The sequence below is a fragment of the Enterobacter sp. P82 genome (assembly GCF_037053385.1).
Lineage (GTDB): Bacteria > Pseudomonadota > Gammaproteobacteria > Enterobacterales > Enterobacteriaceae > Enterobacter.
On sequence record NZ_JBALHX010000003.1, the window covers coordinates 332171 to 346770 of the forward strand.

Annotated in this window: 15 protein-coding genes and 1 pseudogene; 4 read left to right on the forward strand and 12 right to left on the reverse strand. The window is 47.3% G+C overall.

Annotated features, from left to right (window positions below; translation table 11 throughout):
• Positions 1-5: 5 nt before the first annotated feature.
• The 4 genes from WB237_RS17100 to WB237_RS17115 are packed head-to-tail and all read left to right on the forward strand — an operon-like array spanning position 6 to position 4450.
• Positions 6-1211: a nucleotidyltransferase domain-containing protein gene (locus WB237_RS17100; protein WP_336214779.1), complete on the forward strand. Its 1206-nt coding sequence runs from the start codon at positions 6-8 to the stop codon at positions 1209-1211.
• The gene (locus tag WB237_RS17105) at positions 1208-2926 is read left to right on the forward strand and encodes a ThiF family adenylyltransferase (RefSeq protein WP_336214781.1); all 1719 of its coding nucleotides are present in this window, start codon (positions 1208-1210) and stop codon (positions 2924-2926) included. The genes WB237_RS17100 and WB237_RS17105 overlap by 4 nt, the downstream gene beginning before the upstream one ends.
• Positions 2913-3380 (forward strand): Mov34/MPN/PAD-1 family protein, encoded by a 468-nt coding sequence (locus tag WB237_RS17110; RefSeq protein ID WP_232103856.1) that lies wholly within the window; start codon positions 2913-2915, stop codon positions 3378-3380. The genes WB237_RS17105 and WB237_RS17110 overlap by 14 nt, the downstream gene beginning before the upstream one ends.
• Complete coding sequence (locus WB237_RS17115; RefSeq protein ID WP_336214784.1) at positions 3377-4450, forward strand: SAVED domain-containing protein; 1074 nt, start codon at positions 3377-3379, stop codon at positions 4448-4450. Before WB237_RS17110 ends, WB237_RS17115 begins: the two co-directional genes overlap by 4 nt.
• Positions 4451-4473: 23 nt before the next feature.
• On the opposite strand, the gene WB237_RS17120 is transcribed toward WB237_RS17115, so the two are convergent.
• The 12 genes and pseudogenes from WB237_RS17120 to WB237_RS17175 form a co-directional block, all read right to left on the reverse strand.
• Positions 4474-4728 (reverse strand): hypothetical protein, encoded by a 255-nt coding sequence (locus tag WB237_RS17120; RefSeq protein ID WP_336214786.1) that lies wholly within the window; start codon positions 4726-4728, stop codon positions 4474-4476.
• Between the two features lie 46 nt (positions 4729-4774).
• Complete coding sequence (locus tag WB237_RS17125; RefSeq protein ID WP_336214788.1) at positions 4775-6130, reverse strand: VasL domain-containing protein; 1356 nt, start codon at positions 6128-6130, stop codon at positions 4775-4777.
• 37 nt (positions 6131-6167) lie between these two features.
• On the reverse strand, positions 6168-6620 hold the full coding sequence (locus WB237_RS17130; RefSeq protein WP_336214790.1) for a hypothetical protein: 453 nt from the start codon (positions 6618-6620) through the stop codon (positions 6168-6170).
• A gap of 40 nt (positions 6621-6660) precedes the next feature.
• A complete protein-coding gene (gene tssE, locus WB237_RS17135; RefSeq protein WP_442892515.1) occupies positions 6661-7125 on the reverse strand; it encodes a type VI secretion system baseplate subunit TssE in 465 nt (154 codons plus the stop codon).
• 8 nt (positions 7126-7133) lie between these two features.
• Positions 7134-7535, reverse strand: coding sequence for a hypothetical protein (locus tag WB237_RS17140; protein WP_336214792.1), 402 nt, complete (start codon positions 7533-7535; stop codon positions 7134-7136).
• Between the two features lie 682 nt (positions 7536-8217).
• Positions 8218-9123, reverse strand: a complete 906-nt coding sequence (locus tag WB237_RS17145; protein ID WP_336214794.1) for a DUF6402 family protein — start codon at positions 9121-9123, stop codon at positions 8218-8220.
• Positions 9124-9127: 4 nt separating this feature from the next.
• Positions 9128-10831, reverse strand: a pseudogene (locus WB237_RS17150) (DUF2345 domain-containing protein); the annotation flags it as partial.
• A gap of 37 nt (positions 10832-10868) precedes the next feature.
• A complete protein-coding gene (locus tag WB237_RS17155; RefSeq protein WP_336214796.1) occupies positions 10869-11558 on the reverse strand; it encodes a hypothetical protein in 690 nt (229 codons plus the stop codon).
• Between the two features lie 8 nt (positions 11559-11566).
• Entirely contained in the window at positions 11567-12241 is a 675-nt protein-coding gene (locus tag WB237_RS17160; protein WP_336214798.1) for a restriction endonuclease fold toxin 5 domain-containing protein, read from the reverse strand.
• A complete protein-coding gene (locus WB237_RS17165; RefSeq protein WP_336214831.1) occupies positions 12238-12651 on the reverse strand; it encodes a hypothetical protein in 414 nt (137 codons plus the stop codon). Before WB237_RS17165 ends, WB237_RS17160 begins: the two co-directional genes overlap by 4 nt.
• Positions 12605-13120 carry a DUF4123 domain-containing protein gene (locus tag WB237_RS17170; RefSeq protein ID WP_336214800.1) on the reverse strand — a complete coding sequence of 172 codons (516 nt, stop codon included), beginning with the start codon at positions 13118-13120 and terminating at the stop codon, positions 12605-12607. The genes WB237_RS17165 and WB237_RS17170 overlap by 47 nt, the downstream gene beginning before the upstream one ends.
• A partial coding sequence (locus WB237_RS17175) for a DUF2345 domain-containing protein (RefSeq protein ID WP_336214802.1) occupies positions 13120-14600 on the reverse strand: 1481 nt, incomplete at its 5' end. The genes WB237_RS17175 and WB237_RS17170, both read right to left, overlap by 1 nt.

A 14600-nucleotide genomic window follows, 5' to 3' on the forward strand; every position in this document is an offset into this window, starting at 1 on the left:
GGGGCATGCCAACAAAAAACGCCGAAGATTTTCTCACAGCACTAGCCGAAGAACTTGCAATCAGTGACTCACGATACGAGCAGGCATGTCGGAGCTATACATCACTTGGAGAATGGCTTCACCGTCCGGAGTCCGCCGTTGCCAAATACGATCCACAAGTTTACGTACAGGGTTCATTCCGACTGGGTACAGCGATTCGTCCTTTGAATGATGCAGAGGAGTACGATGTAGATTCTGTTTGCTTACTCCAAAGCCTCGGTACCAAGGATCTTACTCAGCGTAATTTAAAGACTCTGGTCGGCGATGAGATCAAAGCTTATCGTAAAGCTCAAAATATGGTTAAGCCCGTTCGTGAAGGCCGGCGATGCTGGGTTCTGGACTATGCAGACGGCGCCCAATTTCACATGGATGTCGTCCCCTCTCTCCCTAACGCTACCCAGCAACGTATATTACTTGAGACTTATGGCTACGATCTCAAATGGTCCGAGACAGCAATGGTCATTACTGATATCGAATCTCCTGTTTACCAGGTGCTTTCTGATAATTGGCAGCGATCAAATCCCAAGGGATATGCTGAGTGGTTCAAAATGCGGATGAGAGATGTTTTTGAACAGCGGAGAAAAATGCTTGCGGAATCAATCAAAGCTAGTGTCGAGGAGATCCCTGACTACAAAGTTCGGACCCCGCTCCAGTCAGCGATAATGATCTTGAAACGCCACCGTGACGGTATGTTTGAAAAGCGTTACGACGAGCGCCCTATATCGATCATTATAACTACCCTTGCCGCGCATGCTTATAATGGTGAAGTAAAGATAGCCGATGCTCTCTATTCAATCCTTTCTCGAATGGACTCGTTTATCGAACGTGATGGGGATCGTTATATCATTCGTAACCCTTCCGACCCCCTCGAAAATTTCGCGGATAAATGGCCGAATCATCCTGAGAGAAAAGATGCGTTCTACGAGTGGCTCGACCAGGCTCGGCAAGATTTTGGAAATTTAGCACATCAGATTGAAAAACGCCGCTTAGTTGAAAGCGTCCGACCTCATATGGGAGCGGTAGCAGACAGAGCTGTAACACGCCTTAGCCCTACGCCAGGATCAATGTTGCAACCAGCAACAGGAGTTGCAGCTCTGGGGGTTGCTGCAGCGAGCACACCGGCATTTCCAAATACTCGTCGGGAGCCAACTTCACCAAAGGGGTTTGCATGATTTGGTGGGTTGATCAGTCTATCCGTGTACAGTCCGAACGTACCGCCATTTCGGATCTAGAAGAGCGGAATACATGGCTCACTAATATAAAGTGGCATGTAGTCAGTAACTTGCGACTTGCTGCTGACTTTGATTTGCAAGTGGCAGAACGTCTAATTCCGTTAACAATTACATACCCCGAATATTTCCCTGATGTTCCTCCTTCAGTCGTTCCACGGGATGGGAAACGTTTGTCTGATCATCAATATGGAGAGGCTGGAGAACTTTGTTTACAGTTTCGCTCAGATAATTGGACTCCCGAAATCACCGGCGCAATGATGATTGAAAGTGCCTATCGTTTACTTTTATCCGAACAGGAGACTGGGGAAACCGCTCCATCAGAACATCGAGTCCTTCCCTCTCAGTGGGCAAGAAATGCCGTATTTCGTTTCCTTTACTCTCCAAGAGTCTTTGAAGGTTTGTTAATGGTAGAAGAGGGTCAGGTGGTCGATGCGGAAATTCAAGAGCACCTTTATGCTGGTGCTTTTGCAGCTCAGCTTACACGAATTGGACCTGTAGATGATTCTATGTGGATCGCACCGAACAGGCGTGGTTACGGGGCGAGTACTGTAGCGACTAAGATTATCCGTGTGCCCGAAGGCGCATCAGTCGCGTACGACAATCTTGATGAACTGGTTTCATTGCTTGAAAGCCACAACTTCGAATCTGTGCTCCCCGAATTATTACAGGTATCAGGTCCTTTAGGGCTTATTCTTTTCAATGGCACTAATCATCAGGTCTCAATGGCTTACGGTGCTTCAGACAATCGCAAGCTGGTCAACTACGATAAAATTATTGTTGATATTGACCGTGTGCGTCTTGCTCCCGAGTTTGCTCGTCTTAAAACTGCGAAAGTTGCAATAGTCGGTTGCGGATCCGTTGGGTCAAAAGTAGCCGTACATCTCGCTCGATCTGGTGTTGGGCAATTTGTACTCGTTGATGGAGATTTACTTGCTTCAGGGAATCTGGTTCGCAACGAGTTAGATTGGCGGGCCGTTGGTATGCATAAATCACAAGCACTGGCAGCCAGGCTTAAGGAAGTCAATGCCGAATGCGAAGTTATTAGCCGCACTACAGTTTTAGGTGGGCAAGAGAGTGGAGGAGCAACTTCTGCAACGATGAGATATATCGCAGAGAGCGATTTAATCATAGACGCAACCGCTGACCCAGTGGTTTTCAATCTTTGCGCATCAATTTCACGAAGGGCAAAGAAACCGATTTGCTGGGCACAAGTGTTCGGCGGTGGGGCGGGGGGTATAGTCGTTCGACTACGCCCGGATATAGATCCCACGCCACTTACCGCCAGACAGCGGATAGAAAACTGGTATTCCGAGCAGGGCATAGCCTGGCCTGAAAGTGAGATTTCGCAGCCATACTCACAACTTGATGCCTCTGGGGAACCGCTAATTGCAGATGACGCCGATGTTTCCGTTATTGCAGCGCACTTATCTCGTTATGCAACTGATCTTCTCGTCCGCCCCAATTCGACAATTTTCCCTTATTCCGTCTACCTTATCGGAATGACTGACAGCTGGATATTCACCGCCCCATTTGACGTTAGACCAATTGATCTTGGAGAAAGTGATGGATGGGATATAGAAGTACAACTAGGAGATCCCGAGGCTTACCAGCAATTGCTAGCCGACTTGTTCCCCGGAGAAAATGATGCAGGTTGAGATCGCTGAAAATGTCAAAGGCAAGCTGCGTAAAGCCCTTAAAGCCGCTGGCAGCAGAGAAATTGGTGGTGTGATGATGGGAGAACAAATTGCTCCGGGCCATTTTCGCGTTGTTGACCTGTCGATTGATAGTCAGACTGGCGGGAAAGCTCATTTTGTTCGCGATTCAGAGACACATAACGAAGCCCTAAATGCTTTTTTTCACAGTACAGGGCATCAATATGATCGATTCAACTACCTTGGAGAATGGCACTCTCACCCCCGTTTTTCAGTCACACCGAGCTCTCAGGACGTTTACTCAATGACCGATTTGGTTGAAGGGGAAAGAGGAATCGAGTTTGCTGTATTGCTAATCGTCCGGTTGCGATGGTGGCGAAGACTTACTCTATCTTGTACTTTATTCTGTCGAAACACTAACCCTTCAGTTGTTGAAGTTTTGGAGTCATCATCTTGATAAGCTATTTTCTGCGCTCACTAATTGACTGGGTCTTCAGGAAACGGTCTGTAGGCCTAGCTCTAGTGAGAATTGGAGTACCGCTCTTTGCAGTGGTTCTTACAGGATTGACTCTTGGTGTGACAATACCCTCATCCCAAGGCAACTATATTTTCAGCTGGGACTCTTCCGGTAGTGCTGGCGCTCTAAGTTGGGGCGTGTTTATCATCGCTATCATAATCGTCTTCTTAGGAATTTCACTGATTGTCCGAGATATCCGTAGTGAAAGCAGAAAGAAAGTGATCGTTATTGAAGCAAGAGGGCTGAGAGATTACCAGGGACAATCTTTAGCTTCCGCAGTTCCTTTGTCAATACAGGGACGCCGTGAACAGGTGACAATTGACCTTAGAAAGGGGGGAGTGGCCGATGGTGCGATCCTCAGTCCCGATGCAGCAATACGTCGGCTGACGAACCTCCCAGACGACTTAGCTCGAAGGTGTGATGGGCTCGACAGGTCAGATATATCATTCGTACTCGGTGGACTTGCACCAGTTCCATTTCTCTTTTTGCTCGGTGTCATTGTCGATGATGAGTCTCGAACATTAATCATGGACTGGGATCGGAGACAGCATACCTGGCGAGCGCTTACTGATGAAGATGATGGTAACCGTTTCGTTGTAACAGGGCTTGATGCCATAAACACTACTGTAAAACGTGTAGCTCTCTGCGTGTCTGCATCTTACGATGTTCTTGAAGCTGATGTGCAAATGGTTGAAAGTGATGTTCCAATCATCAAAGCAGATTTAGTAGGACGTAATACTCATTCTCACTGGTCGGAATCTAAGCAGCAGCATCTCGCGCAGCAGTTTCTGGATATTGTCATGACTTTAGCACAGCAAGGTATTGTTGAAATATCGCTATTTCTGGCGGCCCCCGCGAGTCTCACGCTGCGATTGGGTACTATCTACGACAAACGTAATCTCCCTCGTGTCGAAGTTAACCAATATGAAGCAAGTGACCCTAAGCGATTTCCCTGGGCGATTCGAATGCCCGTAGCCGGTTTGCCCCATGCAGAGTTGATGCAACGATAAGTTCCATGGATCTGCGAAGGATGTTATGAGTTATATGTATTATTAGTGCCCCAACAGGCACGAGTTTTGAAAATCCCCGTGTCCTTGGTTCGATTCCGAGTCCGGGCACCAAATTCAGTATTAACGGACGTCGAAAGACGTCCGTTTTTCGTTTTAAGCCCCATCATCGCTTTCATTATCGTCGCAACCACCAGAATCATTTCATCCCGAGTTACCCGATCTTTTTCAGCAGTGCTTTCCACTTTGCTAATCATGTCTTCGACAATTCTACTTCTCATGCAGTGCCTCCTTTCTCTTTGCCAAAACGAAGCTGTCATCGCCTTTTTAAGGCGTTACAGGGGGAGATTTTTGCTCTGCAAATAACTGAGTCACCCCGTTCAAATGACGCTGAATTTGCTGTTGCGTAACCAGTGCGGCATCGCCCTGCTGGCCCTGCATCACACGAAGTTGTTCTTCCAGTGGGATCGTCTGGTTAAAGCTGTTCATCATCTGGTAGACGCTGGATTTCAGTTCGCTGACGGTGATGTATTTGCCTTTCTGTCCGTCCAGCGTATTGAGCCTGTCGGCCAACACCTGAAGTTGCTGCATGCCTTCATGCCAGCCAGTTAATGCGCTTGCAGAGAGTTTGTTTTCGGCCTGTCGTTGTTGCCACTTCTGCTGTAGTTCAGCGACTTCGGGTTTCTGGGGCCACAGCACCTTTGCCTGTGCCAGCAACCCATTGCCATACTGATATATCCAGTCAGGAGGAAGTGCGGCCAGACTATCCAGCTGCAATGATGCATTTTTCAGCCAGCCTGTAGGGTCAAGTTTGTCTTTATCAGATTGCTGAAGTGTCTGCACTTGAGCACTGCTCAGCGCCTGAGGAAGAGGAGCCACCGAAGCTGCAAGCGCATCCGTAGCCTCATCTACCCTGGATATATAGTGCCAGCCAGTGAGTGCAATAGAACTCAACACCAATGCGGAACAGACTCCCGCCAGAAACACCGGCCAGCGCTTCGGCTGCGGTGTTGCCGCATGCACGACCTGCACATTCAACTCTGGCTCAGGACGAATAACGTACACCAGGCGGCTGGCAGAAGATGGTTTTTCCAGGGCCGATTCCGCGACCAGCGCCTGTGGTGGCAGCGTCACCGCCTGCAGTCCACTGTCTTGTGCCGAGCTGTTTTCAAGACGTGTCAACGCACCTTGTATCTGCTGCATCAGCGGCGCAGTCAGGCAGACATGTTTCAGCTCCTGACGCACCAAAATATCATTGATGGATCGTAGCAGCCCTTCTGTCTGCACTAGCGCAGACAAATCACCATGATCGAGTGAAAATGTGCGAAAAAGCTTCTGCAAGCGCTGCAAAAGCCCGTTGAGGATTTCTGCGCGAGCATGAATCGGTTGCGGCCAGAACTGCGCCCATTGATGGCTCAGCAGGGCATTCAGGATAGCCAGCCCTTCATTCAGGCCATTGATACGGGCCAGGTGGCTACGTGCAAGCGTATACCACGCACCGGTTTGTAACTCGACGCCATTTAGCTCAAATAATGAGAGCGATAGCGCCTCCACCTGCGACCAGTTCACGTCGGGACGTGCCGGATGTGTGAGTTTGGCCATCTCATCGCGCAGCGCAATGAAATCAGGTAGCTGACGTGGGTCACTGCCGGTTCTCACCGGGCGAGGTTGAACATCGTGCATAGTGGTTCCATCCCTGAGGATAAGCAGAAAGCGAGGTTTACTCTGGTAGCAGTACGCTAATCATGTCGAAAAATGCATTTTCACTGAACACCGTTCGGGGAGCCGCCGGGCAGCCAAATGTACTGAATGACCAGTTCGCATCCTCTCCCGAACGCATAAAAAGGCGGTATAACGGCGTAATGCGACCTTCACTGCAAAATGTCACTTCGATGCCCCCCGTCACACCCTGCCCGTACAAAAACACAGGGGTAAATTTCACCAGTCGGTTTTTATAACGCAGAGCAATAGCGGGGACGGTGAAGGAATGGTTGCCCGCAAAGGCGTCGAGAACCGACACCGGCATCGCTTCAATGCTGATGCCCGTCCCGGTGAGCCAGCTTTCCATTGTTTCCTGAAGCTGGTTCATTCGCTCACAAAACTCGGCAATATCGGCCTGACTTTTGCTGTCAAAAACGCGGCTGCGGGGCTGCTGCTCCTGCAGTTTTTTCATAAATCGTGCTTTGGCTGACATACTTTCCCTGTGGTTTTCGTCAGATAAATGAGCCCTGTATATGGGATTTGGTATCGAGATAATTCTGCTGTTTGAGGTGACGAATCAGCACTCGCCCTTCCGGCATAAACTCCGTGCCGTAGCGGACAAGGCCGATGCCTTTTAGCTCGGCATCAATGGCGTAACGCAATTCGCCGGGGATTTCCTGGTCAAGCAGGATAACGTTGATACTTTTCAGGCGAGGCTCGTACTTGAGCAGCACATCGGAAAAGGTTTTGAGTAACTGATGTGCAGTGCCCGGCATACCTTGCAGGATTTTGGTCATATCCGGCAGACCGTAGTCTGGCAAATGCGCCAGCGTCCCGGCACGGCAGTTGAGGATCCGCTGCATATTGTCGAGCACGGACAGAATCACCTGGTTTTGTTCATTGACCTGATGGAGATCGAGGCCTCCGGTGAAATTGCCGAATAGAGTTTCACAGAGCGAGGGGAGATTATTTTGCATATTTATTACTATCTCTGATGATGAACTAAAAATGAAACAGCCCCAGGCGACAGGTTATTTTTTTCAATATACTCTTTACGTTCATCTTCTGCCAAACTGTTCCAGAAAGGTCCCCAATACACATCCCACCAGAATGCCAACTCTCCTTGCAAACTCCCGTAGGAATCAAGATCCAGATGAGGAAACACCTCATCTGGGGATGGTGGCTCTATTTTTAAATCAACCATTTCAGAAATAAACCCATTATCATTGGTTATGATATCAACAGCACAAAAATTTAAATCATCAAACTTGTAATAGCAAAGTGTTTTCCCATGATCATAAAGACGATCTTTTTCTTGCATATTACCTTTATGAAAACATCGCTCAACTAACCATTCAACTTTTGACAAGTTTTCTGACTTAGCCATAAAGCGGGTTGAATCGGCAAAAAAACCTTTATTTTCAAGTGATATGAAAAATGGATAAATTAGCCCTTTAACGTCAAAAGACTAAAATCCTGACCTAGAAAAATCATTTTGAATCGACTCCTTTCTGTTAAATAACTTAAAAACATTAATTCCCATCGTTATTCTATATGTCACCACTCAAAAACAAGCACTTATCCCATTAATTAATTCCGTTATATTTTACTAAACCACATTCATGTAATGTCCAACCAGACCATCCTTGATCAGATGGGTATAATACATCCATACCTGACCACTCCGGAGCCACCAAATCAGAAAATTGATATTACCAAAAATACCAGGCAGAACTTTTCAATTCCTCGTCATTTATATTATAGACAGCAAAAAAAGATTGGTTTGAGAATAAGTTTAAAACCCGACCAATGCCTCCATAAGGCTTGTAGTTTGGCCTATACGCTATTAAATAGCATGTTTTTCTCTCATTCCAATATTTCGCGCCAGAGATAGCATTTCTGTAAGCTAATATTTTAACTGTGAGTAAGGCAACGCATGTGAGTAAAATAATTGCAAACATAGGCACCTCTATTAACTTGAACATTCTAAACATCCCGTGGACTCCTTGCCGCATATTCTTCGAGATCTATGCTACTTAGATGTATTACAATATCCACTGATATTTCCTTCACCGTAGAGAATACAAAAAATCTCCTGTTGTATCCGACTTTTCTTCTTGGCACTTATTTCTATATTGAACAAATGAACTATTTGTCACTCTGTAGTAATCATTACCATCTTTATTTATCACACTCTTCTTCATGAGTTCACTTATTATACCGGGCTTTATCACATTATCCCACCCCCAATAACCTAATGGTTGATCGTCACCATCATTCATGAACTCATAAGTATCTCTAACATACAAACCAATTTTATTAATTTCAATCCTAAAAAGACCATTTTTATCCTTTGCTACTATCATATTTAGAAATGCGATCTTTACAATAAAAGAACCTAAAGCTCCGTAAACATCATCTAACTCATCAGTTGCTTTTTCCCAGAGCGTGCTACCTATTGGAAAGTAGTTAAACTGGCTAGTTTTATCTAAATCAATTGCAGATAGCGAGCTAAAATCCAATATTTTATTATGGATGACCTTAGATTTCACATCTACCACACCTAAACGCTCAAGTCGCTTAATAATGGCAATCAGGCCATTAGACAACTGGTTTGTAATCCCTTCAATACGCCCCAGATAACCATTGTACTCACGAACATATGCCAAATTACTGACATAATTATCAATAACAGGACCTACCCTCTTAGATGAGGTATACAGCCATTCAAAATCGAGATCATCAACAATATGTATTCCGTCGATCTTTTTCATGTCAATTTTGTTTAACTTTTCATTTAAAGACATTTCATAATATGGGTCATAAAACCACTTTCGCATGAAGCGAGCTGACATAACCCAGCCTTGCTTATCCATCACGTCAGGGATATCCGTAATTTTAAATAATTTTACAGGAATGGTTTTCTGATTGCCTTTGTCATTAGTTAGCTTGGCTTTTATTTTTGTTTCAGACATAGTTTCACCCGATAATTAATGAATCTTGTTTCAAGATAGTCAACTCAACCTCGGATTCTTCTGAATCACTTATAAAACTTGTCAGTCCATTTTCGCAGCTATTTCCTTTCGACACAGTTCCAGATGCAGAAACTAATATATAACCAAGCCCCGATATAGGTTGAAGTGTTCTGTCATCAACCAGAACAAAGCTTCTCCTGTAGGTATCTGACGTTCCTGGCATAAATGGGTATTCAGCATCCTTCGAAGCACTCCCCGTTGTCACCGATCGTTTAATCTTCCGCGTATACGTCGTACTGGTCCCGTACTCTATCTTCCCGCCTTCGATTTTCAGGTAGCTGCCGCCACCAATCAGCTTCACCTTCTTCTTACCTGCAAACAGCATGTCGCTCGCCGATAACAGGCTCAGCTTCTGCTCTGCGGAGATGTGCATCTCGCCGTTCTGTGCCTGGATTTGTACCGGGCCTTCGCTGGCGTTCAGGGTCAGCGAGCCACTTCGGGCAAACAGGCCAATCTGTTCCCCGGCAAGGATGGCCGTATTGCCCATTGAGCCACTGCTGATATCGCCCCCGGCGTTGATGGCTACGTTCTGACTGGCAGTCATCTGCGTATGTTCGCCGCTGGTGAAGGCCACACCCTGCGGGCCGTGGAAGTGGATCATTTCATTCAGCGGTTTCAGGCGCTGGTCGAACATCGCTTTCTGGCTCGCGATATCCGCCTCCAGTGCCTGTGCCTGTTCTGCGGCGGCGGCCAGGGCTTTCAGCGCCGCGTCCATGTCCAGCACTTCACCAGCAGCTTTCTGCTGTCCGTCGGCGGTGATAAACAGGCCTTTTGCCACGCGAATAACACCATATTCATCGGTGCGCAGCTCAAAGCCTGAGCCCCGCTGTTTGTTCTGCTCATCAACGATATGGCCCTGATTAAGCTGCGTGGCACCGTAAGGTGTGGTGAGCGCGATGTGCTCCTGTCCGCGTTGGTCTTCCATTCGTAGTTCGTTCTGTGCCGCCGTGCGCAGGATGTTCTGGCTGCGGTTGTCGCGGGTGACGAGCGTGGCACCGTAAGGTGTGGTGAGCGCGATGTGTTCCTGTCCGCGCTGGTCCTCCATCCGCAGCTCGTTCTGTGCCGCCGTGCGCAGAATGTTCTGGCTGCGGTTGTCGCGGGTGACGATGTCCTGGTGTTCTGAGTCGTGGAACGCATGCGCGATATACGGGCGGTCGATATCACCGTCGTCGTAGGCAATACCCACTTCCGTGCCGTCAGTCAGCGGCGTGTGCCAGCCGTAAGTGTCGCCGGAGTACGGCTTCGCCTGGCGTATCCACAGATAGTGATAACCCGGCTCTGCGTCTTCGCGGCTGAAATCCAGCTTCACCCGGTAGCGCCCCTGATTATCAAGATGGGCGTAGGTGTCATTCTTCTCGCGGCTCTCAACACGTGCCGTGAGCGTGCCGTTCATCTTCGGACGCGGTTTTTCCTCCGGACGGAAGCAGAACTGTTCGCTGTACGGCATGCCCCATACCGACACATGCAGGCGGCTGTCGCGGGCAGCGCTGTATGTGGTGAGGGTTATCAGCACGCCTTCTTTCAGGTCACTGAGATTGCTGCCGTCGGCTTCCAGCACCATGCCCGGCATCAGCCCGTCGGCGTTGCTGAACAGGTGCAGAGTGGCAGATTTATTCAGCTCGCGCTCATGGTGGATACGTTTAAAGAAGAACTAAGATCCAGCTTTCAATTATAGACAGTCAAAATTAAACGTCATAAATTAAAGGAAGCTCACCATTTTCCGATAGCTCAATTTCGACATTATTAGCTACAATAATGTCTTGTATATCATTGCCATCGAAGGTATCACTGGAAATAATTAAAGTCCCGAAACCATCGAAAACCCTGACCTCAGATGCTGACGGAACTTGGGTTTTATCTATAAGCTTCGGGAGGTACAACATCCATCCAACAGATAACCTGTCATGAAAAACACACTTCCTGTTTTGCTTATATTGTTCTGTATCCAGCAGGATAAATTTAAAATTCCAATCAGAAATAGTTAACATACTACGTATAAATTCAGAAAAAACATTCTTCCCATTATCACTATGAAGATTGGAAATGGTAAAGGTTAAATAATATCTATTATCAGAAATCACAGGAGTATTCATTAGCCACACAGTTAATATACTATCATCTTTACTTTCGTCTGCCAGCACTAAATTGAACTTTTTTTTCAATGACATCATGGATTCGACATATGTTATTGCCTCCTCATCTATAGCTTGATTAGAGATTGCAACCATTGTTTTTGACGGATGAGCGATAAGCCATTTTTCTGGTTTTACACTCCACGCAGGAATTAAACTTATAAACTTATTCAACTCGGACAATATTTCTTGTGCTGTTGCTTTACGTTCTCTATAGAAAACACATTGGATTTTAAAAAACATGTATGTTCTCACTTAGCTTGAGGGAAAATATCTTTAGTAAAATTGGCTGGCATTGGTTTATAGAATGTTGGAATCTTTAACCCATTCATAGCGAAAGCGTCTTGAGCATAATTTGCACTTACGGGCTGCATGAAATACCATTCTAATCTCCCCTTTGGCATTCCTTGGACTGCAAACTCATATTGCTTAGTTGCTTGTTCCAGAAAAAGACCATCATTTCCCTTAGATAAGGCAATAAAAAATTTAAGCGAACCATTGCTATTAAAAAACTGATCGTAATTCGCCTTACTCTCTTTTAGAAGGCACTCTTTTGGTACAAATCCATCAAATGCAACGCCGTAGGTCCACTCCATTATTTTCATAACCTGGAAGTGAATCGGAAACTGACAAATATAAAACTGATACGCGACGCTGATATCTGACCACCCTTCTATATTTTGTAAAGTAACCATACCTTGAGTATAGATACATTGATCACAGCCTTCCTCACTTAATTCCTTCGTGAGTGTCTGAGCTTCAGTTTTGACTTTCTCCATCTCAGCCATCCTGGCGAGATAAGCCTCTCGGGCCTCATCCAAATTTTGTATAAGACTAATTATTCCACCGAGACGCCCTCCCCGGACACGAGGAAATGTTCCTGTCCTTCCGGCTGGTATAGGAAGAGTCTCTCCCATTTCACTCATAGCGCTCCTCCAGCAACTCGCCCCATCAAATGTTCTTTAATTTGTTGATATTTAATATATTCACATTCAACAGATTCAGAACCCTTCAATAACCATTGGCTGACTGCATAGTGTTTATAGAAATATGGTTCATATGCACTGTTGATTAAAAAATCAGTCATTACTTTTTTATCATTAAATCTATAGGTCTTCACAAAATCGTCTGCATCCTTTAATCGCTGTAGCAGTTCAGGATCTTCTCTTAAAGCGGGAGAATGAGTGACGATTAGTTTATACAAACCATTTAAATACATTGCATTTTCAGTCTGACTTAATAGATCCAATTTTTCCTGCGTCAATTTAATTACCATCAGATCGTCTCTTTCATCTTTTACCAAAATTGCGTTCATCAAGTTCAGTTCTAAGATCAAGAACTTCCCCCCCTGATGTTAAAACCCACTGTTTCACCCCCTGAATTAATCGAGAGCGTTCAGGGAGTTCAAGCCAGACACTTAAATGCTCTAACACCCTGGGATCATAAAATCTGAACAAAGCACTTTTTCCATTGGGGAGTTCAAGAGTGAGAAATTCTTTAAACTTTTGAAGCAAACCTTCAGGGGACAATGGGGAAAGTAACCATGAGAGAGCAGGATACTTCATATCGAGTTCTTTCAGTCTTCCCCGATAAAATTCAGAACGGTTTAATCTGATTAGCCATGGTCCAGCAAAAGCCAGTTTAGAATCGGGGTAAAGATCAAAGAGTGGATATGTAATAGCAATTTCAGATTCGATTTCATATCCAAAATGGCGCTCAAACTGTAATCCATCTACAAGAGCATATAAAGAACACTCTGGATGACATAATAATTCACGCATGATGTAATCATATGATTTGCTCATCAATCCCCCCGAACGACAAATGCATTGCCATTCATCGCTGCTTTCATCAGGCAACTCAGGCAAATACCACTCCCTGCTACAGCCTGGAAAGGTATGGCTGCGGGCCCCGTCGTCACCGACCGCTTAATCTTGCGCGTATACGTCGTACTGGTCCCGTACTCAATCTTCCCGCCTTCGATTTTCAGGTAGCTTCCGCCACCAATCAGCGTCACCTTCTTCTTGCCGGCAAAGAGCATATCGCTGGCCGATATCAGGCTCAGCTTCTGCTCTGCGGAGATGTGCATCGCACCGTTCTGCGCCTGAATCTGCACCGGGCCTTCGCTGGCGTTCAGGGTCAGTGAGCCTGTTCTTGCAAACAGGCCGACGCCTTCCCCGGCAAGAATCGCAGTATTTCCCATTGAGCCGCTGCTGATGTCTCCCCCGGCGTTGATGGCCACGTTCTGGCTGGCGGTCATCTGCATATGCTCGCCGCTGGTGAACGCCACGCCCTGCGGGCCGTGGAAGTGGATCATTTCGTTCAGCGGTTTCAGGCGCTGGTCGAACATCGCTTTCTGGCTCGCGATATCCGCCTCCAGCGCCTGCGCCTGTTCTGCGGCGGCGGCCAGGGCTTTCAGCTGCTGCTGGCAGATGTCGATTTCTTTCAGCGCCGCGTCCATGTCCAGCACTTCGCCAGCAGCTTTCTGCTGTCCGTCGGCGGTGATAAACAGGCCTTTTGCCACGCGGATAACACCGTGTTCATCGGTGCGCAGCTCAAAGCCTGAGCCCCGCTGTTTGTTCTGCTCATCAACGATATGGCCCTGATTAAGCCGCGTGGCACCGTAAGGTGTGGTGAGCGCGATGTGTTCCTGTCCGCGCTGGTCCTCCATCCGCAGCTCGTTCTGTGCCGCCGTGCGCAGGATGTTCTGGCTGCGGTTGTCGCGGGTGACGATGTCCTGATGTTCTGAGTCGTGGAATGCATGCGCGATATACGGGCGGTCGATATCACCGTCGTCGTAGGCGATGCCCACTTCCGTGCCGTCAGTCAGCGGCGTGTGCCAGCCGTAAGTATCACCAGCGTACGGCTTCGCCTGGCGTATCCACAGATAGTGATAACCCGGCCCGGCATCTTCCCGGCTGAAGTCCATTTTCACCCGGTAGCGGCCCTGATTATCAAGATGGGCATAGGTGTCATTCTTCTCGCGGCTCTCAACACGTGCCGTGAGCGTGCCGTTCATTTTCGGACGCGTTTTTTCCTCCGGACGGAAGCAGAACTGTTCGGTGTACGGCATGCCCCACACCGATACATGCAGGCGGCTGTCGCGCGCAGCGCTGTATGTGGTGAGGGTTATCAGCACACCTTCTTTCAGGTCACTGAGATTGCTGCCGTCGGCTTCCAGCACCATGCCCGGCATCAGCCCGGCGGCGTTGCTGAACAGGTGCAGCCGGACCGATTTATTCAGCTCACGCTCATGGTGGATACGCGCGTAAAACGCCCCGCTTT